General features: G+C 61.8%; 22 protein-coding genes and 1 tRNA gene. 14 read left to right on the forward strand and 9 right to left on the reverse strand.

What is annotated here, in order from left to right:
- Nucleotides 1–29 precede the first annotated feature (29 nt).
- From ACXAF5_RS05355 to ACXAF5_RS05365, 3 genes are all read right to left on the reverse strand, one after another.
- Nucleotides 30–1226, reverse strand: a complete 1197-nt coding sequence (locus ACXAF5_RS05355; protein ID WP_474945807.1) for a UbiH/UbiF family hydroxylase — start codon at nucleotides 1224–1226, stop codon at nucleotides 30–32.
- An 83-nt stretch (nucleotides 1227–1309) separates the two neighbouring features.
- Nucleotides 1310–1558: a hypothetical protein gene (locus ACXAF5_RS05360; protein WP_239363369.1), complete on the reverse strand. Its 249-nt coding sequence runs from the start codon at nucleotides 1556–1558 to the stop codon at nucleotides 1310–1312.
- A gap of 84 nt (nucleotides 1559–1642) precedes the next feature.
- Nucleotides 1643–2287 (reverse strand): pyrimidine 5'-nucleotidase, encoded by a 645-nt coding sequence (locus ACXAF5_RS05365; protein WP_474945808.1) that lies wholly within the window; start codon nucleotides 2285–2287, stop codon nucleotides 1643–1645.
- Nucleotides 2288–2408: 121 nt separating this feature from the next.
- On the opposite strand from ACXAF5_RS05365, the gene ACXAF5_RS05370 reads away from it, so the two are divergent.
- On the forward strand, nucleotides 2409–3059 hold the full coding sequence (locus ACXAF5_RS05370) for a GntR family transcriptional regulator (protein WP_239324716.1): 651 nt from the start codon (nucleotides 2409–2411) through the stop codon (nucleotides 3057–3059).
- A 3-nt stretch (nucleotides 3060–3062) separates the two neighbouring features.
- Here ACXAF5_RS05370 and ACXAF5_RS05375 read toward each other — a convergent pair whose 3' ends face one another.
- Together ACXAF5_RS05375 and carA are read right to left on the reverse strand one after the other, a co-directional pair.
- Nucleotides 3063–4859 (reverse strand): glycosyltransferase, encoded by a 1797-nt coding sequence (locus tag ACXAF5_RS05375; RefSeq protein WP_474945809.1) that lies wholly within the window; start codon nucleotides 4857–4859, stop codon nucleotides 3063–3065.
- Nucleotides 4860–5011: 152 nt separating this feature from the next.
- Nucleotides 5012–6172 carry a glutamine-hydrolyzing carbamoyl-phosphate synthase small subunit gene (gene carA, locus ACXAF5_RS05380; protein ID WP_474945810.1) on the reverse strand — a complete coding sequence of 387 codons (1161 nt, stop codon included), beginning with the start codon at nucleotides 6170–6172 and terminating at the stop codon, nucleotides 5012–5014.
- Nucleotides 6173–6358: 186 nt separating this feature from the next.
- On the opposite strand from carA, the gene ACXAF5_RS05385 reads away from it, so the two are divergent.
- Nucleotides 6359–6832, forward strand: coding sequence for a GatB/YqeY domain-containing protein (locus ACXAF5_RS05385; RefSeq protein WP_474945811.1), 474 nt, complete (start codon nucleotides 6359–6361; stop codon nucleotides 6830–6832).
- Nucleotides 6833–6912: 80 nt separating this feature from the next.
- Here ACXAF5_RS05385 and ACXAF5_RS05390 read toward each other — a convergent pair whose 3' ends face one another.
- Together ACXAF5_RS05390 and ACXAF5_RS05395 are read right to left on the reverse strand one after the other, a co-directional pair.
- A complete protein-coding gene (locus ACXAF5_RS05390; RefSeq protein ID WP_474945812.1) occupies nucleotides 6913–7422 on the reverse strand; it encodes a DUF2244 domain-containing protein in 510 nt (169 codons plus the stop codon).
- A 144-nt stretch (nucleotides 7423–7566) separates the two neighbouring features.
- A complete protein-coding gene (locus ACXAF5_RS05395; RefSeq protein ID WP_239324706.1) occupies nucleotides 7567–9225 on the reverse strand; it encodes a cytochrome c oxidase subunit I in 1659 nt (552 codons plus the stop codon).
- Nucleotides 9226–9511: 286 nt separating this feature from the next.
- Here ACXAF5_RS05395 and ACXAF5_RS05400 point away from each other — a divergent pair, with 286 nt between their 5' ends.
- Nucleotides 9512–9928 carry an HIT family protein gene (locus ACXAF5_RS05400; protein ID WP_239363348.1) on the forward strand — a complete coding sequence of 139 codons (417 nt, stop codon included), beginning with the start codon at nucleotides 9512–9514 and terminating at the stop codon, nucleotides 9926–9928.
- A 98-nt stretch (nucleotides 9929–10026) separates the two neighbouring features.
- Here ACXAF5_RS05400 and ACXAF5_RS05405 read toward each other — a convergent pair whose 3' ends face one another.
- Complete coding sequence (locus ACXAF5_RS05405) at nucleotides 10027–10815, reverse strand: LytTR family DNA-binding domain-containing protein (protein ID WP_474945813.1); 789 nt, start codon at nucleotides 10813–10815, stop codon at nucleotides 10027–10029.
- A 141-nt stretch (nucleotides 10816–10956) separates the two neighbouring features.
- On the opposite strand from ACXAF5_RS05405, the gene ACXAF5_RS05410 reads away from it, so the two are divergent.
- Complete coding sequence (locus ACXAF5_RS05410; protein WP_474945814.1) at nucleotides 10957–11457, forward strand: DUF2306 domain-containing protein; 501 nt, start codon at nucleotides 10957–10959, stop codon at nucleotides 11455–11457.
- A 19-nt stretch (nucleotides 11458–11476) separates the two neighbouring features.
- Here ACXAF5_RS05410 and lipB read toward each other — a convergent pair whose 3' ends face one another.
- Nucleotides 11477–12151 carry a lipoyl(octanoyl) transferase LipB gene (gene lipB, locus ACXAF5_RS05415; RefSeq protein WP_474945815.1) on the reverse strand — a complete coding sequence of 225 codons (675 nt, stop codon included), beginning with the start codon at nucleotides 12149–12151 and terminating at the stop codon, nucleotides 11477–11479.
- A gap of 123 nt (nucleotides 12152–12274) precedes the next feature.
- Between lipB and ACXAF5_RS05420 the strand changes: the two genes are divergently transcribed.
- The 10 genes from ACXAF5_RS05420 (at nucleotide 12275) to ACXAF5_RS05465 (ending at nucleotide 22212) form a co-directional block, all read left to right on the forward strand.
- Entirely contained in the window at nucleotides 12275–13900 is a 1626-nt protein-coding gene (locus tag ACXAF5_RS05420; RefSeq protein ID WP_474945816.1) for a peptidoglycan-binding domain-containing protein, read from the forward strand.
- Between the two features lie 153 nt (nucleotides 13901–14053).
- Nucleotides 14054–14140, forward strand: a tRNA-Leu gene (locus tag ACXAF5_RS05425).
- Nucleotides 14141–14266: 126 nt separating this feature from the next.
- Complete coding sequence (locus ACXAF5_RS05430; protein ID WP_474945817.1) at nucleotides 14267–15904, forward strand: DUF6538 domain-containing protein; 1638 nt, start codon at nucleotides 14267–14269, stop codon at nucleotides 15902–15904.
- Nucleotides 15905–16100: 196 nt separating this feature from the next.
- The gene (locus ACXAF5_RS05435) at nucleotides 16101–16631 is read left to right on the forward strand and encodes a hypothetical protein (RefSeq protein ID WP_474945818.1); all 531 of its coding nucleotides are present in this window, start codon (nucleotides 16101–16103) and stop codon (nucleotides 16629–16631) included.
- Nucleotides 16628–17152, forward strand: a complete 525-nt coding sequence (locus tag ACXAF5_RS05440; RefSeq protein ID WP_474945819.1) for a hypothetical protein — start codon at nucleotides 16628–16630, stop codon at nucleotides 17150–17152. The genes ACXAF5_RS05435 and ACXAF5_RS05440 overlap by 4 nt, the downstream gene beginning before the upstream one ends.
- Nucleotides 17152–17412: a hypothetical protein gene (locus tag ACXAF5_RS05445; RefSeq protein ID WP_474945820.1), complete on the forward strand. Its 261-nt coding sequence runs from the start codon at nucleotides 17152–17154 to the stop codon at nucleotides 17410–17412. Before ACXAF5_RS05440 ends, ACXAF5_RS05445 begins: the two co-directional genes overlap by 1 nt.
- Nucleotides 17402–17668, forward strand: a complete 267-nt coding sequence (locus ACXAF5_RS05450) for a hypothetical protein (protein WP_474945821.1) — start codon at nucleotides 17402–17404, stop codon at nucleotides 17666–17668. Before ACXAF5_RS05445 ends, ACXAF5_RS05450 begins: the two co-directional genes overlap by 11 nt.
- A 243-nt stretch (nucleotides 17669–17911) precedes the next feature.
- Entirely contained in the window at nucleotides 17912–18250 is a 339-nt protein-coding gene (locus tag ACXAF5_RS05455) for a hypothetical protein (protein ID WP_474945822.1), read from the forward strand.
- Between the two features lie 182 nt (nucleotides 18251–18432).
- On the forward strand, nucleotides 18433–18564 hold the full coding sequence (locus ACXAF5_RS05460) for a hypothetical protein (RefSeq protein ID WP_474945823.1): 132 nt from the start codon (nucleotides 18433–18435) through the stop codon (nucleotides 18562–18564).
- A gap of 75 nt (nucleotides 18565–18639) precedes the next feature.
- A complete protein-coding gene (locus ACXAF5_RS05465; protein ID WP_474945824.1) occupies nucleotides 18640–22212 on the forward strand; it encodes a hypothetical protein in 3573 nt (1190 codons plus the stop codon).
- Nucleotides 22213–22256: the final 44 nt, after the last annotated feature.

Consider the following 22256-nt stretch of genomic DNA (forward strand, 5'->3'; position numbering starts at 1 on the left):
GGGTCTGTCCCATAGGACAGGCCCGTTTTCTATCGCACGCCAAGCCCCATCTGCATCAGCATCTTGCGCACCTGTGGCAGGGAATACAGCGCGTTCAGCCCACCGGCCCGCAAATCCCTGAGCGGACGGGCCTCGATCATCGACGCGCGATTCAACATATCAATGCCGCTGACCCGCAATTTGATGTCGCTGTGGCGGGCTTTTTCATAGGCATCCAGCATCACCTGATCGCCCAGCCCCTCGGGGCGCGCCTCCACCAGATCCATCAGCACCCGCAAATCCGCCAGCGACATATTAAGCCCCTGCGCCCCAATGGGCGGGACCACATGTGCTGCTTCGGCCATCAATGCCAGACGCTCGCCCACCAGACGTTCGGCGCGCTGGCTGATGATGGGCCAAAGGGTGCGGCGCGAGGCCAGTTTCAGCGACCCCAGAACCCCGCAAGAGCGGATGTTCATCTCGCCTTCAAATGCAGCTTCATCAAGGGCTGCGAGCCGGTCGGCGTTGGCACTGGTCTCCATCCAGACAATCGCCGATGAGGGCCGCCCGTCCAGATCCGGCAGGGGCACCAGCGTAAAGGGGCCTCCGGTGCGGTGAATTTCGGTCGACACATTCTCATGCGGCAGATCATGGGTGACTGCAAAGGCCAGCGCCTTTTGTCCGTAGCGGGTGGTCTGCACGTCGATCCCTGCCGCCTCGCGCATGGGGGAGGCGCGCCCATCACAGGCCAGCACCAGTTTGCACCTCACACGCGCGCCATCACTCAGGGTCACACGGGCCTCTCCCGTGCGGGTGAACAGGCTCTGGGTGCCAACGCCGGGGCGAAACTCCGCATTGGCCAGCTCGTTGATGCGCGACAGCATTTCGCGGCGCAGCAGCCAGTTGGGCAGGTTCCAGCCAAAAGGCAGTTCGGAAATCTCTGCGGCATTGAACTCCCGCACCACACGCGGTTCGGGTTCAGCGCCGCCCGCATCAATGATGCGCATGATCTGCAAAGGTGCGGCATAAGGCGCTAACCGCGCCCAGAGGCCTGCATCCTCCAGCAGTGATTTTGCCGGTTGCAGAAACGCCGTGGTGCGCAGATCCGCGCCCGCATCCTCGCGCGCCGTGACAGGGGCCGTCGGGTCCACGCAGATCACGGAGAATCCGCGCGCTGCAAACGTCGCCGCAGCCGTCAGCCCGGCAATGCCGCCCCCGGAAATCAGGATGTCACATGTCTCGCTCATCACCTCGGCCCCGCGCTGTTCCTATGGGAGGAGACATAGGGCGCGGGGCGGACGAATGACAAGCGGCTCTGTGCCGCAGGGGATCAGCCGCGCGAAATCAGGATCAAAATGATCCACATCACCGGCACCAGAGCGAGTGCGGGCAAATAGAGACCGGGCAGGCCAAACAGCATGATGGAAATGCCCCAGAGGCTGATGAACGTGGCAATCGCGTAGTAGACATTGCCCTCATCGCCATAGCTCACCTCTTTCCAGATGCGCCCCAAGAGAGGCACGCGAAAGATGATGCGCTCAAAGGTGGTGAGCTTCGGTGGCAGGGTATAGGCGGTCATGTCAGGCTCCGTGATATCGTCTTAACCGGCGATATAGGGTGCGAAACATGACTGTGACATGTGCATTTTGGTCGCTGCGACAGGCTATCGCAGCTGGCCCAGGAACTCTGTCAGATCCATGGTGTGATGGTGGATATGATCGCCGGCAAAGGCTTCGGGCGCGACGTGCACCGTACGCATGCCCATTGCATGCGGCGCGGTCAAATTGCGCGGATCATCCTCGAACATCGCCGCCTTGGTGGTTTCGACACCGGCCTGCGCAAACACCCGTTCAAACGCGCTGCGCTCTGGCTTCGGGCGGTACTCTGCGTGTTCCACGCCGTAGATACCGTCAAACAGCCCGGACAGCCCCCGCGCGGCGAGGACGCGCTCCGCATAGGGGGCAGAGCCATTGGTGTAGACGATCTTGCGCCCCGGCAAGGCCTCGATATGGCCGGCCAACATCTGATCGGGCTCCAGATGGTCAAGCGAAATGTCATGCACCGCCACCAGAAACGGATCGGGGTCGATGTTGTGCTCCTGCATCAATCCCGCCAGCGTGGTGCCGTGGTTGCGCCAATAGTCGCCGCGCAGCTTGTCCGCCGCGCCATGATCCACCCCGAGCGTGTCCATCACATAGGCGATCATCTTCGCCTCGATCTGATCGAAGAGGCGGGCGGAGGGGTGATAGAGCGTATTGTCGAGATCGAACACCCAGTGTTCGACATGAGAGAAAGACTGCTTGACCATGGCGCGAGACCTAGGCCGCAATGCCCCGATTTGCAATGGGGCAGGGGTGGAAACGCCGCAGGCTTGATCGGGGGCGAGGGGCGGCGTAGACAGATGCGATGCGAGGGAGGTCACAGCCGCAATGAACCAGACGAAGAGCAGCACGCAGAAGGATGCCTACGGGCTGATCCTCGACGCGATCGACGTGGGCATGTTCAAGCCCGGCGACCGGTTGGTGGAAAGCGATCTCGCGGATCGCTTCGGCGTGTCGCGCACGCCGATCCGCGAGGCCCTGCAACGGCTGGAAACCCAGAGCCTGCTGGAGCGCGATGGCCGATCGCTGATCGTGGCCTCGCTCGATCACAACCAGATGGCCGAGCTTTACGTGGTGCGGCGCGAACTCGAAGGGCTGGCGGCGGCGCTGGCGGCGCGGCATGCCACCGAGGAAGAAATCCAGGTCCTGCGCGACATGGTGGCGGCGGATGATGCGCTGGTGGACAATCCGGTCGAACTGGCAAAGGCCAACCGGAGGTTTCACCAGCAGATCCACCTGGCGTCACACAACCGTTATCTGGTGCAGCAACTGGATCTGGTGCATCGCTCGATGGCGCTGATGGCGACCACCTCGCTGGCGGCGGAGGGGCGCGGGCGCATCGCCCAGACCGAGCACAAGCAGATCGTGGCAGCCATTGCCGACCGCGATGAAGCGGCTGCGGGGCAGGCGCTGAAGGATCATATCTCGGTGGCGTTCACCACGCGTCTGAAGCAGGACGCCGGCACCCGCGGGGGGTGAGGTTCAGCTGTCGCTGATGCCGCCGTGTTCGCCATGTGAGGTCTTGTCCCAAAAGAAGGGCGCGACAAACACCTCCCAAAGCGCCTTGTAGGCGGCCAGAGATCCCAGCATGAAATAGATCGGCATCACCGGTGCCCAGAGCGCCAGTCGCGCGCGCCCGGCGGCGCGGGCGCCGAATATCCAGACGCAGATGTTCAGGGCCTCGAAGAGGATCAGACTGGCGGTGGCCATCAGCACGACCTGTTGCGGTATGACCGTGGCCGCAGGGTGCGGCAGTCCCAGTGCCACCAGCCAGAAGCTCCACACCACCGGCGCCAGCAGGAATTGTCCCAGCGTTCCGAGAAAGAACGCCTGAAAGCCGAGGAAGCGGCGCCAGCCCAGATGCTTGAACAGATCGCGGGGCGCCCGCATGTGGACCAGGTAGGTCATCATGAACCCCTTGAGCCACCGGGAGCGCTGTTTGATCCATGGGACAATGCGGCTGTTGGCTTCCTCGTAGGTCGCGGTGGGCATCATCTCGGTCCGGTAGCCGGCGCGGGCCAGACGGACCCCGAGATCGGCATCCTCGGTCACGTTGTGGGCGTCCCAGGCGCCAAGCTGTTCCAGTGCAGCGCGCCGGATGAACAGGGTGGTCCCGCCCAAGGGCACCACCAGGCGCAGCCCCGCGATGCCTTGCAGGAGCACCCGGAACCAGCCTGCGTATTCCAGGGTGAAACAGCGGGAGATCCAGTTTCGGGTGGGATTGTAGAAATCCAGCACCCCTTGCAGGCAGACCACATCCGGCGGTGCCTGGTCAAAGGTGCGGGCGACCACATTCAACTGGTCGGGCTCCGGGGCGTCTTCGGCATCCCAGACGCCGATGATCTCACCGCGACAGAAATTGAGCGCATAGTTCATTGCGCGCGGTTTGGTGGTCAGGGGGCCGTCATGGGGCACTTCGACCACGCGGAACCAGTCCGGCAGGTCGGCGCAGTTCACAGCCTGCCGCGTGACGTCGTCGGCTTCCTCCAGCACCAGAAGGACTTCCATTCGATCACGCGGATAGGTCAGGCGGCACAGGCGGCGCAGCAGGTGACGGCCGATTTCCGCTTCGCGATACAAAGGGACCATCACCGAAATCATCGGCAGTGTCGCCGGCGTCGGGGCGCGGTGGCGCGGGGGCGCACGCTGGCGCAGGGCGGCGGCCAGGCCAGCCACGCGCAACAGGGTGAACAGCAGCAGCGTGACCAGCGCAAGCGCGCCGAGCCCCACCAGTGTCGCGCCCGGGGCCAGCACGCCCAGCATCACCAGCAAGGCCGCGACCAGGGTCGCCGGGGCGCGGGCGCGCTGGCTGTCAAAGCTGCGGCAGCTCAGTCGGGCCGGGACGCAGCGCGCCGCATTACGGGTCATTTGGGGGCTGAGCTGCCGGACAAGACTGGTTTCGAGCCCCTCGGCGGGGGCAGGCACCGGGATCACCTCGTCAAAGTGATCAGAGAGGCTGGCTTGCACCTCCGCATGCCGGTCGGGCTCGGCCATCAGCATCATCACCGTGCGTCCCAGCCTGTCGATCGGCGCCGCGCGGTGCCGCAGCCAGAACCCGGGCGGACGCAGCGACAGGATGCTTGTATGAGGCGTGTGGGCGGCAGCAATCCGGGTGGCGGCGGATCTGATCGCATCGAGCCGGGCCAGGTTGTCCAGATGATCCTGATGCAGCTGGTCGAGGTCAAACACATCGAGGGACCGCCGTCCGGCTGGCACGCGGGACGGGCGTCGGAACAGAACGCGGCTGCTCCGGTGCAGATCGGGGTGATCCTTGCCCATATGTTATGGCTAGCAGCGCTGGGCCAAGGCACCAAGTAAATCGCCCGTAAGCGGAGCCGGACCAACAACAAACCCCCGGCGCGATATTAAGCGCCGGGGGTAAGGATCAGTTCAGGGTTCCCCGATTTCAGCCGAGGGATTGTCCGGGCTGTTCAGGCTTTGCGCGCGCTCATGGCGTCTGCAAAACGCTCAAACAGGTAGAAGCTGTCCTGCGGACCGGGGCTGGCTTCGGGGTGGTGCTGCACTGAATACACCGGGCGATCCTTCATGCGGATGCCGCAGTTGGAGCCATCAAACAACGAGACATGCGTCTCTTCCACACCCTCGGGCAGGGTTTGTGCATCGACCGCAAAGCCGTGGTTCATCGAGGTGATCTCGACCTTGCCGGTGCCGTGTTCCTTGACCGGGTGGTTGGCGCCGTGGTGACCGTGGTTCATCTTGGTGGTCTTTGCCCCCAACGCCAGTGCAAGCATCTGGTGGCCAAGGCAGATCCCAAAGACCGGGAGGTCGGTCTTATCAAGGATGTCCTTGATCATCGGCACCGCATATTCACCGGTTGCTGCCGGGTCGCCGGGGCCGTTGGAAAGGAACACACCATCCGGGTTATGCGCCAGCACCTCCTCGGAGGTCGCCGTGGCGGGCAGCACGGTAACGTCACATCCGGCAGAGGCAAGGCAGCGCAGGATGTTGCGTTTGGCGCCATAGTCGATGGCGACCACCTTGTGCTTGGGGTCCTCCTGACGGCTGTAGCCATCGGGCCAGGCCCACCGCATCTCGTCCCAGCGGTAGGATTGCGCGCAGGTCACGTCCTTGGCGAGGTCCATGCCCTCAAGGCCGGGCCATGCACGCGCAGCGGCGACCAGCGCTTCGAGGTCAAAATTCCCGTCCGGGTTATGCTCCATCGCCACATGCGGTGCGCCTTGCTGGCGGATGGCGCGGGTCAGGCGGCGGGTGTCGATGCCGCCGACAGCGATACGGCCGGTGCGGGTGAGCCATGACTTCAGCTCTTCGGTGGCGCGCCAGTTCGACGCCAGCGTCGGGTCCCATTTCACCACCATGCCAGCGGCGACGGGGTCGGCGGTCTCGTCATCCTCCGGGGTGACGCCGGTGTTGCCGATGTGGGGGAAGGTGAAGGTGACGACCTGGCCCGCATAGGAGGGATCGGTCATGATCTCCTGATAGCCGGTCATCGCGGTGTTGAAGCACAGCTCGGCCACGCATCGTCCGGTGGCGCCAAACCCGTGCCCGTAGAACACGGTGCCATCAGCAAGGGCCAGGCAGGCGGTTGGCTTCGGCGAAACGGTATCGACCATGACTCGACTCTCCATGCGGGCAAAATTCGCGCATCAATAAGACCGGGACCGCGTCGGGTCAAGCGCTGAACGGTGTCCCGGCTTGACAAGGTCGGACGCGGCGGCACGCGCGGCCGGGGATCTTGAAACCACCCCGCAGTTTGATTAATACTGCGCCTTCTTGTTCCACATGGACGAAGAGAGCACATGGATACGCGAACCCGGGTCAACGAGGCCCTCAAGCAGGCAATGAAGGACAAGGCGACGGACCGCCTCTGTACGCTGCGCCTGATCAACGCCGCCATCAAGGACCGCGAAATCGCGGCACGCGGAGACGGTGAAGAGGGCGGCATCGGCGACGAGGAAATTCTTGCAATCCTTGGCAAGATGACCAAGCAGCGCAAGGAAAGCGTGCGCGCTTATGAGGAGGGCGGGCGGCTCGACCTCGCGGAGCGCGAGATGGGTGAGATCGCCATCATCGAAGAGTTCCTGCCCAAGCAGCTGTCTGAGGATGAGGTGTCCAACGCGGTGAAGGCTGCGGTGGATGAAACCGGCGCCGAATCGATTCGCGACATGGGCAAGGTCATGGGCGCGCTCAAGTCGAAATACACCGGCCAGATGGATTTCGGCAAAGTCGGCCCCATGGTCAAGGATCAGCTCTGCTCCGCTGGCGGGTGCTGACCGCGGCACCTGCGGTGTGAACTGACGATAAGGATACAGACGCCCCGGTTCGAGCATCGAGCCGGGGCTTTTTGGTCGCCTCAGTCGGGAGCTGGCGCGGTGGCAGAGGTCTGACGAATGGCGACGCGCAAGTCATCATAGAGCGCTTTGCGCTCGTCCTCGGACAGGAATGCGCCGATTTCCACCTCGCGCCCCGCGCCGCGCAGGGTCACGTAATTGGGGACGGGGCCGCGATCCGGATGCAGGGCGACCTGTGTCCAGTGCCGGTTGCAACACCAGCTCTGTGCCGCGCCGCGCCCGTCGGAGCGGATCAGTTCCGCGTTTTCGGGGCCGAGGCGCAGCACTTCGAGCACCTGCGCATTGCGACGGTTCTGATCGAGGGCGTATTTCATCCCGAATACTGCCAGCGTCAGAAACGGGATCAGCCCCCAGAACAGCGGCGTGCCCATCAGTGGCAGCAACGGCACCGTGATCAACGCAGCTGTCACCCCCAGAAAGCGTACATAGCCTTCGGGTTTGAGCGATTGATGCGGCCACAGGTGCAGCTCTCCATCCACATCGCTGGGAGGGCGTGTCCAGTCATAGGGCATGAGGTGTATTTTATCGCGTCCGCACGAGCTGTCGAGGGCGCGGCCAGCACATTTCGGTGTGTGGAGGCAGGGGAGGCGGCACGCCAAAAGAAAACGCCCCGAAGCCTGTGGCTCCGGGGCGTCTTGTTTCAGGTCAGGCGCGCCTTAGTGGCTGTGGCCTTTGTCCCAGTCTTCCTGCTTGGGCAGGATTTCAAAGGTGTGCTCCGGCGGCGGAGAGGGCAGGGTCCACTCCAGCGTGTCGGCGTATTCGTTCCAGTAGTTGTTCTGGGTCACACGCGCCCCACGCAGCAGCGAATAGATCACCACACCGAAGAAGAAGATGAAGGAAGCAAAGGACAGGAACGCGCCGTAGGACGAGATCTTGTTCCAGTATGCAAAGCCTTCCGGATAGTCGATGTAGCGACGCGGCATGCCCTGACGGCCCAGGAAGTGCTGCGGGAAGAACGTCAGGTTTGCGCCGATGAAGAACATCCAGAAGTGGATCTGCGCGCCCAGCTCGGAATACTGACGGCCGGTCATCTTGCCGAAGTAGAAGTAGATCCCCGAGAAGATCGCAAAGACCGCACCAAGGCTCATCACGTAGTGGAAGTGTGCCACCACGTAATAGGTGTCGTGATAGGCGCGGTCGACCGCAGCCTGCGACAGCACCACACCGGTCACACCACCGACGGTGAACAGGAACAGGAAGCCGAAGGCAAATACCATCGGTGCCTTGAACTCGATGGAGCCGCCCCACATGGTCGCGATCCAGGAGAACACCTTCACCCCGGTGGGCACCGCGATCACCATTGTGGCGATCATGAAGTAGGCCTGCTGGTTGAGGCTCATGCCGACGGTGTACATGTGGTGCGCCCAGACGATGAAGCCCAGAACGCCGATCGCGATGATCGCCCAGACCATCGGCAGGTAGCCGAAGACGGGCTTGCGCGAGAAGGTGGCGATCACGTGAGAGATGATGCCAAAGCCCGGCAGGATCACGATGTACACTTCCGGGTGGCCGAAGAACCACAGGATGTGCTGATAAAGGATCGGGTCACCACCGCCGGCGGGGTCAAAGAAGGTGAAGCCGAAGTTGCGGTCCATCAACAGCATGGTGATCGCGCCCGCCAGAACCGGCAGGGACAGCAGGATCAGCCAGGAGGTGACGAAGATCGACCAAGAGAACAGCGGCACCTTGAACAGGGTCATGCCGGGGGCACGCATGTTCAGGAAGGTGGTGATCATGTTGATCGCGCCGAGGATCGAGGAGGCACCGGAGACGTGCACGGCGAAGATCGCCAGATCCATCGAGAAGCCGCCTTCCTTGACCGAAAGCGGCGGATACAGCACCCAGCCCACACCGGAGCCAAGCTGGTTGTTGCCACCCGGAGCAAAGACCGAGCACACCGCCAGCGCGGTACCGGCGACATACATCCAGAACGAAAGGTTGTTCATCCGCGGGAACGCCATGTCCGGCGCGCCGATCTGCAACGGCATGAAGTAGTTGCCGAAACCGCCGAACAGGGCCGGGATGACGACGAAGAACATCATCAGGATGCCGTGGCCCGTAATCAGCACGTTCCAGAGGTGACCGTTCGGGGTACAGGGGTCGGAGGCAAAACCTTCCAGACACATGTACTGAACACCGGGATCCATGAGCTCCAGCCGCATGTAGACGGTGAATGCAACGGAAATGAAGCCGGTGAGCGCCGAAACGATCAGGTAAAGGATACCGATATCCTTGTGGTTCGTGCTCATGAACCAGCGGGTGAAAAAGCTCCGCTCGTCCTCGTGGCCGTGACCTTGAATGGCTGCGTCTGCCATTTGGGTGCCTCCTGTTTATACTCCACAGAGACCGCACGGGGGATTCCCGGCGGTCCTGGTCTCGTCTCGGTTTTAGAGCGGCCTTTCGTGCCCTTCAATGGCCGAGTTTGATCTGGATCAAGATTAATTGTCGCGCCCCCTTGTGTTTTTTGCCCCGCTTACGGCTGGCGCACCGGTGCAATGCGGCAAACCGGTCACTGGCGGCAGCAGGTCGTGCCGGCTTGACCTGAACCGGGCGGGCTGCAAAACCTCGGGTCACGGTTCGAGACAGGGGAGACCGAAACTGATGAGCGCTTATGATTCCGACAATATCTTTGCCAAGATCCTGCGTGGCGAGATTCCCTCGACGCGGGTCTACGAAGATGACGACACGCTCGCCTTCATGGATATCATGCCGCGTGCCGACGGGCATCTGCTGGTGATCCCCAAAACACCCTGCCGCAATCTGCTGGATGCGACGCCTGCCCAGTTGGAGGCGGTGATGCGCACGGTGCAGAAGCTGGCGCAGGCCAGCAAGGCCGCCTTTGACGCGGATGGGGTGACCATTCAGCAGTTCAACGAAGCGGCCGGAGGGCAGGAGGTGTTCCATCTGCATTTCCACGTGCTGCCGCGCCATGAGGGGGTGCCCTTGCGGCCCGCCGGTCAGATGGGGGACATGGACGCCATCGCGCAGCATGCCGAAAAGATCCGCGCCGCGCTGTGATCCCTGTCTCGTCCGGGGGCAGGGACCAATCGGATCGGCTGGAGCAGCAAGCCGTCCGAGGTATGCGAGCCGGTCAGGCTGGGGCTGACAAGAACGCGTTACGGAAGCAGTCCGCGTTGCCGTAACTCCGGCACATAGGTGCGCGAGACCGGCAGCTCCCGCCCGTCGGTCGTGGTCAGCCTCGCGGCGGAACCTGCGCGCACCACGCGGGTGATCGCATCAGAGGCCACCCAATGCGAACGGTGGATCTGAAACCCGTCGCCCGCTTCTCTGATGGCGTCCGACAGGCGCAGCAGCAGGACATCGCGGCCCGACGTGGTGGTCACTTCGACATAGTGGTCCTGCACAGACAGGGAGATCAGCTTGCCCCTTTTGTCGAGTGGCAAGCGCGACAGCAGGGGCGGCGCGATGACATCTGCGGTGGTCTGCGTCCTGTCTGCGGTGTCGGCGGAGGGGCGATTCCCAAACCAGGATGCCGACAGGTTCACAATGACAGAGATCGCGACCGCGTTCAGCGCAAGCGACAGCGCATAGGCGGGCGCCAAAGGGGATTGGCCGAAGACCAGCCAGTTCAGCATCAGCACCTCGACGCTGACGCAGCCGCCAATCAGCACCCCCGTTGCAGTGACACCTCCCCACCGCCGACGCGGCGGCTGATCCGATGCCGGATTGAGCAAGGTTGCAATCAAAGTCCCGGTCAGCAGCGTGATCTGGACGACGGCGGTCCAGTAGAGCAGCCGTGCAAAAAGCCCGAGATAGGCATCGGTGCCAAAGGGAGCCGCAAATCCCAGCACCAGACCCGCCGCCGTCGCACCGACCCAGATGTTCCGGCTGGTCAGAACGGCATGCAGTTCACGCTTCGCGAGTTGCCAAGAGGTGATAGTCACGAAGTTTTGGCTCCGTTTACGAAGGAGGCATGGCCCGCTGGGCGGGGTGTTTGGCAGGCAGGGCAGGGCCTGTCCCGGCAGGTTTCCAGTCACAAAGCCTATCGGAGTGTATCCGATGGTGAAACAGCAAAGGTTTTCGTTTTGGCAAGCTTTCCGTTGCTCCCGGACGCCGCGCCCGTCCTCTCGATCCATATCTGCGCCGCGCTGACAGCGGTGTGCGTGACCCCTGCGGTGCTGTGGCGCAGACGCCGCGATGCGCTGCACAAGGGGCTGGGCTATATCTGGGTGTCGGCCATGACGGTGACCGCCCTGTCTGCGTTCGGGCTATCGGGCAGCGGGCTCATGGGGCCGGTGAGCCCGTTGCATGCCCTGTCTTTCCTGACCCTGTGGGGGCTGTGGGTGGCGATCAGAGCCATCCGGCGCGGTGACCGGCATCGGCATCAGGCAACCCTGCGCGGGCTTGCCACCTATGCGCTTGGGGTGCCAATGGTGCTGATCTTCCTGCCCGGGCGTCGGTTCTCCAACACGTTCTTTCCCGACGCCCCATGGGCTGGCCTGATGCTGGCGGCGCTTGTATTTGCCGGGATTGTCGCGTGGCGGCGCTGGTGGGCGCATCCACGCGCGCTCAGCCCGGAGCGCTAACCCAAGGTGCAGGGCCGTGTCAGCTGGGGCAGGTCGGCGCAGCATCGCCGGCAAAGGCGATCTCGAACGTGCGCTTCAGCGCCACGTCCACATCCGCCATCGTCACCGGCAGGCCAAGATCAACGAGGCTGGTGACGCCGTGCTCGGTAATGCCGCAGGGCACGATACCGGTGAAATGCTCCAGGTCCGGCTCTACATTGATCGAGATGCCATGGAAGCTCACCCATTTGCGCAGGCGGATGCCGATCGCCGCAATCTTGTCTTCGGTGACGTCTCCGGTCGGGGTGAGTGGCTTTTCCGGCCGTTCAACCCAGACGCCGACGCGCCCGTCGCGGATATGGCCGGTGACGTTGAATTCCTCCAGCGCCAGAATGACCCAGCGCTCCAGTTGCCGTACAAAGCAGCGCACGTCCTTGCCGCGTTCGGCCACGTTCAGCATCACATAGATCACCCGCTGGCCCGGCCCGTGATAGGTATACTGGCCGCCGCGCTTGGTGGTGTAGACCGGAAAACGGTCGGGATCGGTCAGGTCATCGACCCGGGCCGAGGTGCCGGCGGTATAAAGCGGCGGATGCTCCAGCAGCCAGATGCATTCCTCGGCCTCGCCCCGGGCGATCGCCTCGGCGCGCGCCTCCATGAAGGCTGTGGCCTCCTCGTAAGAGACCAACCCCTCAGAGGTCTTCCACTCCACCATCGCGCCTGCTCCTCATTCATCTTTTCTTCGTCTTGCCGGAAGACCCGACTCGCAATGAGAGGGGTCTGTGGTATTCTGGTTCTCACATAGGTTCCCTGTGGGGTGAGTGCGAGGTATTATTCCATGTCTACAAAATTCATTCGAGCTTTAACGGCGGCGTCTCTTTTGACCACAACAGCGGCGGCCCCTGTGGCGGCGGATAACCTCGGCGCGGCCCTGGTTGGCGGCCTGCTCGGGGGCGTGATCGTCAATGAGGTCAACAAGAACAAAAGGCGCACGGTGGTGCGGTCCACATCCAGCAGCGCCACACGGGCCCACAATCGGGAAACCCAAACGGCGCTGAACTATTTCGGGTTTCCCGCGGGCACCCCGGATGGTGTCTTCGGGCGCCGCTCGCGCGAAGCGGCGAGGCAGTACCAGATGCACATGGGCTTTCCGCAGACCGGCAACCTGACTCAATATGAGCGGGATTTCCTGGTGACATCCTACAACCGCGCCCTGGTCGGCGGCCCACAGGTCGCCAAGGCAATGCAGAGCCCGCAGGGCATTCGCGCAGTGCTGAAAACCTGGCATGGCGCCCCGGCGGGGGGCTCCGCCGGTGGCTATGGCTACGCAGGCCTGCCGATCGAGGTGTCGAAGACGGTGGATGAAATCGCTGCCGCGGGTGACCCCACGGGTGAGCAGCTGTTGCAGCGCAGCGGCTTCATGCAGCTTGCGGATCTGAACCGGGATGGGCGCAACGACTATCTCATCGATACGGCTGCTGCGGGTATTCCCTACTGGTGCAGCAACGGCGGTGCCTCCTGCACGGTGATGGTGTTTGCCTCGACGCCGCAGGGCTACGAGCGCAATGATTTCACCGCCAGCGGCATCACCACGGCGGATTTCACCTGTACGCGCGGCGAATGTGACCGCGTCGAAGCGCCCACGGTTGTGGCGAGTGTTGCGCCACAGGCGGTGGCACCAGCGCCGGCACCAGCGCCGCAAGGCAATGGCACCGTTCTGGCGTCCGGCGGCGCGCAGGGGGGGCTTGGTGGCCTCACGCTCTTTGACGCGCCCGCACCGCAGGCTGCATCGCTCACCAGCCATTGCAGCAAGGTGAGCCTGCTGACCAGTTCCAACGGCGGCTATATGACGGTGTCCAATATCACCGACCCCGAGCTGGCGCTGGGAGAGCAGTTCTGTCTGGCCCGGTCCTACGCGATCAATCGTGGCGAAACACTGGTCGCCGGGCTTCAGGGCGTGACCTCGTCGCAGGTCGATGCGCAATGCGACCAGTTTGGTCCGGTGTTGCAACCTCATGTGGCGCAGTTGGGCAGCAAGGATAGCGCCTCCGTGGTGGCCAACGTGCAGAAGTTCATCCTGCAGTCCAATATGTCGGTCGAGCAGTTGCAGAACACCGCCGAGATCTGCCTCTTCTCCGGGTATCGTCGCGACAACATGGATGTGGCGCTTGGGGCGGGGCTGCTGCTTGTCGGGCTTGGACAGCAACCCTACGCGGAGCTGATTGGTCACCATATGGCCTTGGGATTTGGGGCAGCGGTGGACCATGGCCGCGCCCAGGCCTGGTACGGCACTGCGGTGTCCGCGCTGGAGGCCGGGTCCGATCCCGTATTTGCGCCGGGCCAACCAGAGCGTGTCGCGTTGGTAAAGGCCGCGTCCGAAGGCTTGACCCAGCCGACGCTGCCCAAACCGGTACAGGCATCAAGCGGGGCCTCGTCGTTGCCGACCTTCGGTGACGGGAACTGAATTTAGACTTCCCATCAAAGTCTTAGAAGCGCCTCGGCCGGTTTGGTCGGGGCGTTTTTTCAAGCACCACAGAAAACACGAGAAATTTTCGTTTTCCCTCTTCACATCCCGGAACGCGTGTTCTATACGCCCCTTCACCAAGTCACAGACAGTGCGGTCGTGGCGGAATTGGTAGACGCGCAGCGTTGAGGTCGCTGTGGGGTAACTCCCGTGGAAGTTCGAGTCTTCTCGACCGCACCATTATATTGCCTATGGCATCCCCCTGAAATATAAGAAATCCTTGTAAATCAGGCCTTTTCGGAGGTCTGGGGTTCGGGATTTTTTGCACAGACTTTGTACAAAGTTGGCACTAAAGGGGTTTAACCAGTGGAGAAGATCGAAGGCGCTAAGCTCATTGGGAAGACGTGGCATTACAACAAGCGCGTTCCTAAACGACTCGTGGATGCGTACGGTTTGCCCGAGTTCAAGCGCGGAACGATGGGCACCAAGGACCCCGATAAGGCGAAGCAGTTGGCGCGAGCGATGCTCGCCGAATTAGATGAACTGGCGGCAAGGCTGGACTCGGTGTCGGCAAGGGCAAAAATCTTCGGCGACCTGACGCCCAAGGAGCAACAAAAGCTGGAAAGTGACATGGCGCTTTCCGTGTCGGAGCTGCCGCTAGATCAGAGGCAGATAATCAAAAAGGCGGGTGGAGTATGGGAGGCGGGTGCCGCCATGCGGGAGCATGAAACCCGCGCAGCATTTCAGAAAGCGGGGCTGGGGGCTGACTATGCGCTCAAGGACGACATGGGGGAAGAATATGACCCCGATGAACGTGAGCTTGAGGAAGTTCAGGACGCCGCGCGCATCAGCCTGCATGAAAAGAAGGGCAAGGCCTTTCGCGACGCCCTGACCGCCGCCAATGTCATCGAGCCAAGGGCTGACGCCGTCGCGGGTTTGCGCGGCCTTCTTGACAAGTTCTGCGAGGCCAAGGGGTACGTCCACACATCGAAGGTCAAGAATAAGACCCGTGGGCAGTACGAATACGCGGTGCGCAGATTCATCGAATACCATGGCGCTGTGCCGTTGTCCGATCTGACCAGAAAGCACCTCTCCGATTTCGGTGCGGAATTCCTGAAACTGCCGGTTTCGTCGCGGAAGGACATTCGCCCGCTGGCGTTCCGGGATGCCGTAAAAGCGGCGGAGCGGGAGAGCCTTCCCCGCGCGTCAGTGCGGACCCGTGACCAAAATCTTACCTTACTGAAATCTTTGATGGCCTATGCGGTGGGAGAAGGATACCGCGAGCATCCCGACCCGTGGACGGGATACACACCTACAGCATTGAAGCAGAAGGTGAGCTTATCTCGCCAGACGCGCCGCCATGTGTTTAGCCCCGCAGAGGTGAAGCGGATCGTGGCGCGGGCAAGCGAGGATAAGGACCCAAGCACGATTGATTATTGGGCACCCTTGTTTGGCGCTTTCCACGGGCTGCGCATGGAAGAGGTGGCGCAATTGCAGGTCAGTGACCTGACCGCCGCCGAAGGTTTGCTGTGCGTCTCTGTGACCGATGAGGGCGACTTACAAAAGGTCAAGAACGTGAACACCTTCCGAACAATCCCGGTGCACCTTGGTCTTATCAAGAGGGGCTTTGGTGATTTTGTCGAGCGCCGCCGTCAGGCGGGCGGGAACATGTTATTCATGCAGTCGGAACGCTGGGGCGGGGAACTGAGCGAAATCACGCATGACGGACAAGGGCGATTTGGCACCTTCTACGGATCACGCTTCAAACGGCTCTTGAACGGCCTGAACATTGAAGGGCACAAGGTCGGGTATCACAGTTTTCGCCACGCATGGACGGACCTAGCACGCAACTCCGGTATAGGCCCGGAAATTCGCCGCGCGCTAGCAGGTCGCGACAGTGACGCCGACGATTACAAGATTGACCGGACAGAAGATGCCTATGGGCACGGGTTCAGCATCGCAGTTCTGGCGGACAGCCTGAACAAGCTGAAACCGTTGGACTGACCGCCGCCCACTTAAGCAGCGACGCAAAGGCCTGCCCGTCGGCGGGCCTTTTTGCATTCGGCGCGTCAGCGCCCTTTGAGGCTTTTTCGAATCACCATGAACCGTAGCGATTCGACTCGCTGCAATATTTGCTGTATATATGCAAGTGAAAAATACGAGCCGATAAAATCCCCCGAAAAACGAGGAAGAGTAGCCCGTGCACATCACGATTGATAACTATTGCGCCGCGACCGGCGTCTGCCCGACCACCGCAGGACGGCGGCTTACGGACGCACCCTACCTGATGCCGTCCCGCGAGCGCGGGCGGCGTTATTTCCACCTCGCCGCCGCCGTCCAGACCTTGAAGGCCAAGGAGATCGACGCCGGGGCTGTAGAAATGCTGGCGAACGCCGCCCGCGTTCTCGACGATCACCTTTACATCGAGTCCGCCGCAATGCCGCTGGCACAGGACTTCGCGGATTGGCTTTCCGGGGCAATGCTCGACCGCGCCCACCGCGCTCAGGCCGCGTTTGTGGTGGCAGTGGCGAACTCGCGCCTGTGTACCCCGTCGATTGTTCGCAACCTCGATCCGCTGAAGGCCCTCTTTCTCCTGAACCCGGATGTCCTGCGCTGGATTTTTGCCGGTGTTGCCGCCCCTGCAATCGACGCCCTCGCGCCTGCATTTGCAGTGGCGTGCAATGAGAACGCGCTCACGCTCTACACCAACAATATCTTGGAGGCCGCATGACGGACCACACCAACTTTAACAACATCATTGCCAGCAGCCCGACGCTTGCGCAGCGCTGGGGCGAGATCACCGTACAGGTGGTCAAGCATGCCAAGGAACAGTTTGGCGTCGATCTGGACGCTGACGATGTCCTGCGCATCCGCGAAGCGCGCATTATTGCGCTGGGGGCTGGCGAACTGGGCGACTATGACGACGAACTCGCCGCTCTCCCCGCCATTCGCGAGGCGCAGGAAAAGGCGGCGATTGCTTCGGGCGATCCCGGAGCGCAGGCCCGCGCGGTTGCAGAGATCGACCGTATGTCGCCGCTCAAGGTCAGCTCCGATCCCGAGAATTTTGCAGATGCCCGCGAGATTGAGCGGTCGCATCTGAACAAGCTGACCCGCGCCCGCGAGATGGGAGTCACCTCCGTTCCCAACCCGACTCCCGTGGAGGAAATGACGGAGGAACAGAAGCTTGCGGCTATCTCCGAAATGCCGCCCGCAACCCGCATCGCTACCGCTCGCAAGTGGGGGCTGCTGTAATGGTTACCCTTGCCGAAATTGAAACCGCCGTGCGGGCGCAGCGGGGTAGCTGGCACACGCTCTTCCGGCGCGAAGGTGAGCGGACTTGGCAGTGCATCCTGTTCCCGCGCCACCGCCTGGCCGAACAGGCCTACCGGACCCTTGAGCGCCGTCTGAGCACGCCGGACAGCGGCGCGGCTCTGTCCCCTGCCGAACGGCAGCGCAACAAGGTGCGCGCCATTTCCGACCGCGCGGATGAGGGGCATCGCCGTGGCCGCTGATTTTGTAGAAGACGGCGTATTGAACGAAAGCGGCGCGGGCTGGGGATCAACCGGCTATCACGCGTCCGGCGACTTCATTCACCTTCGTCCCAAGGAACGCCGCAATGCGGCGAAGCGCAAGCGCGCGCGGCAGGAGCGCTGGCAGCGGGCGCAGAGTGTCCGGGCAAACTGGACGCCGGAACAGTTCGAAGAGGAAGATGCCCGCATCCGGGCGGAAATTGCCGCATGGGCGGAGGGGCAGCGCGATGCAGCATGACCGCTTGAACGTAGCCATGGCCCGCTACCGGCGGCGGTGCCAGCTCTGGAAGGCAGCGCGGGCGGCGTGCCCACGTACTTCCTTCCGAGCCAGTACCGTCGCAATTGAACGGGCTATCGCCGCCACGCTGGCCCGCGAAGGATTTTAACCGAATACGGCGGGTATGCTCCCCGGCCTGCCGTCCCAGCCCCCGGCGGGTTCTTCTCCTTCCCGCCGGGGGCTGACCAACATGATAGGAAAAACATGGCACAGTTTGAATTGATCAACCCGCCGCATACGGTCGCGGGGGAATCTGAACGCATGCTGCGGGCGCACATGTTCTGCCACGATAACCACACCCACGGAGTCGGCGGCTACTACCTCACCGCTGCGGACGTGAAGCAGCTCCGCGCACTCCTTGGCGAAGATTTCGACGCGGCGATGCGCGGCGCAGGCTTTGAGCCTGACCCTCGCCCGCGCCGGTCTGGATGGTGGACCGGCCCCCGGTCACCGGCTGGCGATGAGGCGCGAATCGGGTTGCAGCTCAAGTGGGATCATCTGCGGGCAGTGGTGGGGTTCTTCAGCGAGCGGCAGGCAGCTTGATTCGGTTCAGCACCCCGCGCGGTGCGGTCACTTAAAGTGACACTTGAGCTTGAAGCTCAAAACCGCATTCCGGAAATTCAGCTTCAAGCTATACTTCTGATATAAAACGATAAAAATCGTTGACTCGCTGTGGCAGCAGGGTGCAGCTCTGTCATCATAGCACATCAGAAGGAGCACCAGAAATGGCAGAAATCATCGTTTTGGCAGACCAGATCAAAGAAGAAGCAGAGCGGGAATTGACGGCAGAACAGCGGAGCAAGATCGCGGAAATGGCGATGGAACTGCTGTGTCTGCTGGGAGAGCCGCACGACTGAGCGGCCCTGCCCGAACCTAGACCAATCGAAAGGAGGCCACCATGCAACCTAAGTAACTGACTGCAAGGAGAAGAAATGAATAACACTGCTGATAACCCTAAGTTCGACCCGGTATGGGGCGACTTGGACAACCAGTTCTATGATCCTGACAACTATGAGCTGGAAGAGGTTTTCGATGACATGGTCTCGCGGCAGGCCGAAATTGACGACCTCAAGGAACCGTGCCCGGAAGCTCAGGAACTTATCAACCAGTGGGCGCTGGACGATGACCGCTATGATTACATGCAGCATTGGCGCGCGGCTGTTGCCCGCCGGAATCCCGGCATTAGCATTGCCGAAGGCAGCGCAGCCGAAGATGCTGGACCCCGGAATCTGAACGCAGCAGGCTCCGAAGACACTCCGAAGGGGTGCTCGAAGGAACCCGAGTTCCTGAACGATGCCGAAATCCTCGGCACCGAGCCGGACGGCCTTGCGGATTTCCTCGCCCGGAACGCTTCGTTCCTGATCGGTGAAATGTGGGGCCAGCGCGACCGCCGCAACACGCAGGACACCGAATGGAAGACCACCACCATGCCGTGGGGTGCTTGGATCGGCGGACAGCCGGGAGACAAGAACACTCCGGCGTGGGGCTTCTCCCGTCACCCTGTCGGGAAGGACAAGGCGGGGGCATCCATCGTTCTGGGGTCATCGGTTGGGGGTGCCCGCAAGGCGAAGGCCATGGACACCATGTTTGCCATGGGCCTCGACATCGACTCCGGGGCATCGCTGGACGATACGCTGACCAAGATCGAAGAACTGGACCTGCTGTGCTTTGCCTATACTTCTTTCAACCACGGCAAGACTGGCCTTGAACTGAAGCGCGATGACGTGTTGCGCAAGTTGCAGATTACCCGCGACCCGACCCTTGAAGAGGTGCGCGACTACCTGCGCGAACATGACAAGCACCGGTACGAGGAGACATTCATTGCCGAATGTTCGATCAAGGAGCAGAAGCACCAGAGCACCGAGGGGGTGAAGATCGTTCTCGACACCCCGCCGCTCGACAAGTTCCGGCTTCTCTTCCCCTTGGCCGAACCCGTCAAGCTGATCGACCTTGCGGAAACGCATCAGGCGGCGCTGGACCTTTGGGAAGACAAGATCACCGGGCTTGCCCGGAACGTGCTGGGTGTGCACTTCGATGTATCCTGCACGGACGCGAGTCGCTTGTTCTACACTGCCCGACACCCGAAGGGGTCTGACAACTGGTACGCCGCCATTGTTATGGGCGAGCCGCTTGTTTTCGACAGCATCCAGCCGATGAAGAAGGCGGCGTATACCTCGAACCGCGATGACAACCCGTTCACGCAGGCTGGTGCAGAAACCGAAGGGGCACGCCGCGAGTACAAGACTCCTTCCGGGGCGTCCCTGAACGAATGGCACAGCGCGGGCGGCAAGAACCGTTTCATGATCGCTGAGCTTCTGGAAACTCTCTGTGCAGACAAGATCAGGGTCGCAGGTGGCGAGGCACAGGGGCACGTTCACATCGAGTGCCCGTTTGAATCGGAACATACCACCGAGGGCGGCACCGCCACGATGGCGATCAACTGTCTCGACAGTCAGAGCGAATACTGGACCATTTTCTGCCACCACGACGCCTGTCAGGGCCGTCACAAGCTCGAATTCCTCGAAGAGATGCTGCGGCAGGGCTGGTTTGAAGAGTCCGCCCTGTGGGACGTCTCTCAGGGCTTCCTTTTGGAGGTGGAGGACGGCGAAGATGATCCTTTTGCACCTCTTCCCGGCGACCTTGGCGACGAAACCAAGACGCCTGAACAGCGTGCCGAAGGGTTCACGAATGAATCCACTGACGACGACATCCGGAAGTTCATCAAGCGGCTGTTCCGTGAAGGTGTGGACATGACCACGCAGGCGAACATCACGGCCATCATTTCGAAGAACACGAACCTCGGCAAGCGGGACGTCAAGAAGTTCTGGAAGGAGCTGGATGACGCGCAGCGGCGGCGTGAACGTGCTGAGGACGCACCTACCGGGGGAATCTTGCTCTCCGAAGACGCGCCGGAATTGACCAAGTACGCCAAGGAAGCGATCCGCGCCGCAAACGAAATGGACCCCTTCCTGTTCGAGTATATGGAAGATGCGACCATCGTTCGCCGGGGGCGCATCAAGTCGCTGGACCGCCCCGGCAAGCGCCACACGCTGGGCAAGGTCACGAAGTTTATGGAGAAGCACGGCGAGGGGTATCGCCACACCTTCCCGCCGTTCGATGTGGTGGATGACCTGTTTTCGTCCGACCTGTCCGAATTCTGTCTGCCTCTTCGCGGAGCCGTGGACACGCCGTTTTTCGCGGCGGATGGGACGCTGGTTACCGAAAACGGGTATCATGCCCGGTCGGAGATGTATTTGGACAGTAAGTTGGACCTGGCGGGCGTTAGCCCGCATCCAACTGCTGAAGAGGTTCAGGCTGCTAAGCGTTTCATTGTCGAAAACGTACTGGCTGACTTCCCCCTCGGGGGCCTCACCCGCAGCGAAATCATGGAGTCGCTTGAAGGAGGACCTGTCCCCGCTGTGACCCATGCCATGGGGCTGACGCTTTTGCCCTTCATGCGGGAAATGATCGACGGGCCGACGCCGGGTTGGATTCTGTCCAAGCCTGCGGCGGGAACGGGGGCCTCGCTTTTGGTGAAGCTTCTGACCACCATCGCCAGCGGTGTGCCCGCGCCTGAGTCGACTTTGCCGTCGAACAAGGAAGAGGTGCCGAAGACTCTTACGTCGCTCCTGCAGAACGATCCGACCCACATTGTCTTTGACAACATCAACCATTCGGTGGACAGCGGCGAACTTGCTTCTATGCAGACCGCCCGGACCTATCAGGCGCGTATCCTTGGCAAGTCGCAGACCATCGAAGTCGATGTTCGGTCGGTAGTCATCTTCACGGCAAACAATGTCACCCTTTCCAAGGAGCTGTTGCGCCGTTCAATCTTCATCACGCTGGACTCACATCTGGACGATCCGGAAATGCGCACCGGGTTCTTGCATGCTCATGTCGATGAGTGGGTCGATGAAAACCGGGCGCGGTTGGTGCACGCATGCTTGACCATTATCCAGAACTGGGTGGCTCAGGGTATGCGGCGCAGCGAACATCACATGGCTTCATTTGAAAACTGGGCGGCGGTTACGGGGGGCGTACTCGAAGCCGCAGGAATGTCCGGCTTCCTTGAAGGACAGAAGGAGGCGCGCGCGCTGGCGGCTGACGCCGCGCAGGAGAACGTCTCCCACCTCATGGACGTTCTGGCAGACTTCCCGGACAACACCTTGCTCCGCCCCGGCGGAACCGCAAAGTTTAATGGTGAAAAGACCGTGAACCTTGTGGACATTCTCAACGGAGAAGAGCGGGCGAAGATTGAACCGGGCGACGACAAGCCGGACCCGATCCAGATCAAGAGTTGGGGCTACAGCGACCATGATGGCTGCTACAAGACCGGCGGACGTGTTCGCCCCGGCTTTTCGAAGCTGGCTCGCAAGCCGCACCGGGGGCGGTCTGGCGACGGTCGCGAATACATCATGCACTTTGAAGAACTTTACGACTCAAAGAACAAGGGGGTGATTTTCAAGATGACGAAGGCTCCGGCTCCGGTTTCGGACGGGAAGTGACTTGGTGATTTGGTAGGGCGGCGTTAGCCGCCCTTTTGCTTTTT

The organism is Epibacterium sp. ABV4_022, assembly GCF_056159345.1.

Bases quoted from the DNA above. Each gene is read 5' to 3' on its own strand.
- ACXAF5_RS05460 (WP_474945823.1), top strand. From the start codon at position 18,433: ATGGCAGAAATCATCGTTTTGGCAGACCAGATCAAAGAAGAAGCAGAG.
- ACXAF5_RS05440 (WP_474945819.1), top strand. From the start codon at position 16,628: ATGACGGACCACACCAACTTTAACAACATCATTGCCAGCAGCCCGACG.
- ACXAF5_RS05360 (WP_239363369.1), bottom strand. From the start codon at position 1,558: ATGACCGCCTATACCCTGCCACCGAAGCTCACCACCTTTGAGCGCATC.
- ACXAF5_RS05355 (WP_474945807.1), bottom strand. From the start codon at position 1,226: ATGAGCGAGACATGTGACATCCTGATTTCCGGGGGCGGCATTGCCGGG.
- ACXAF5_RS05375 (WP_474945809.1), bottom strand. From the start codon at position 4,859: ATGGGCAAGGATCACCCCGATCTGCACCGGAGCAGCCGCGTTCTGTTC.
- ACXAF5_RS05420 (WP_474945816.1), top strand. From the start codon at position 12,275: ATGTCTACAAAATTCATTCGAGCTTTAACGGCGGCGTCTCTTTTGACC.
- ACXAF5_RS05395 (WP_239324706.1), bottom strand. From the start codon at position 9,225: ATGGCAGACGCAGCCATTCAAGGTCACGGCCACGAGGACGAGCGGAGC.
- ACXAF5_RS05390 (WP_474945812.1), bottom strand. From the start codon at position 7,422: ATGCCCTATGACTGGACACGCCCTCCCAGCGATGTGGATGGAGAGCTG.
- ACXAF5_RS05385 (WP_474945811.1), top strand. From the start codon at position 6,359: ATGGATACGCGAACCCGGGTCAACGAGGCCCTCAAGCAGGCAATGAAG.
- ACXAF5_RS05365 (WP_474945808.1), bottom strand. From the start codon at position 2,287: ATGGTCAAGCAGTCTTTCTCTCATGTCGAACACTGGGTGTTCGATCTC.
- carA (WP_474945810.1), bottom strand. From the start codon at position 6,172: ATGGTCGATACCGTTTCGCCGAAGCCAACCGCCTGCCTGGCCCTTGCT.
- ACXAF5_RS05465 (WP_474945824.1), top strand. From the start codon at position 18,640: ATGAATAACACTGCTGATAACCCTAAGTTCGACCCGGTATGGGGCGAC.
- ACXAF5_RS05455 (WP_474945822.1), top strand. From the start codon at position 17,912: ATGGCACAGTTTGAATTGATCAACCCGCCGCATACGGTCGCGGGGGAA.
- ACXAF5_RS05400 (WP_239363348.1), top strand. From the start codon at position 9,512: ATGAGCGCTTATGATTCCGACAATATCTTTGCCAAGATCCTGCGTGGC.
- ACXAF5_RS05370 (WP_239324716.1), top strand. From the start codon at position 2,409: ATGAACCAGACGAAGAGCAGCACGCAGAAGGATGCCTACGGGCTGATC.
- lipB (WP_474945815.1), bottom strand. From the start codon at position 12,151: ATGGTGGAGTGGAAGACCTCTGAGGGGTTGGTCTCTTACGAGGAGGCC.
- ACXAF5_RS05445 (WP_474945820.1), top strand. From the start codon at position 17,152: ATGGTTACCCTTGCCGAAATTGAAACCGCCGTGCGGGCGCAGCGGGGT.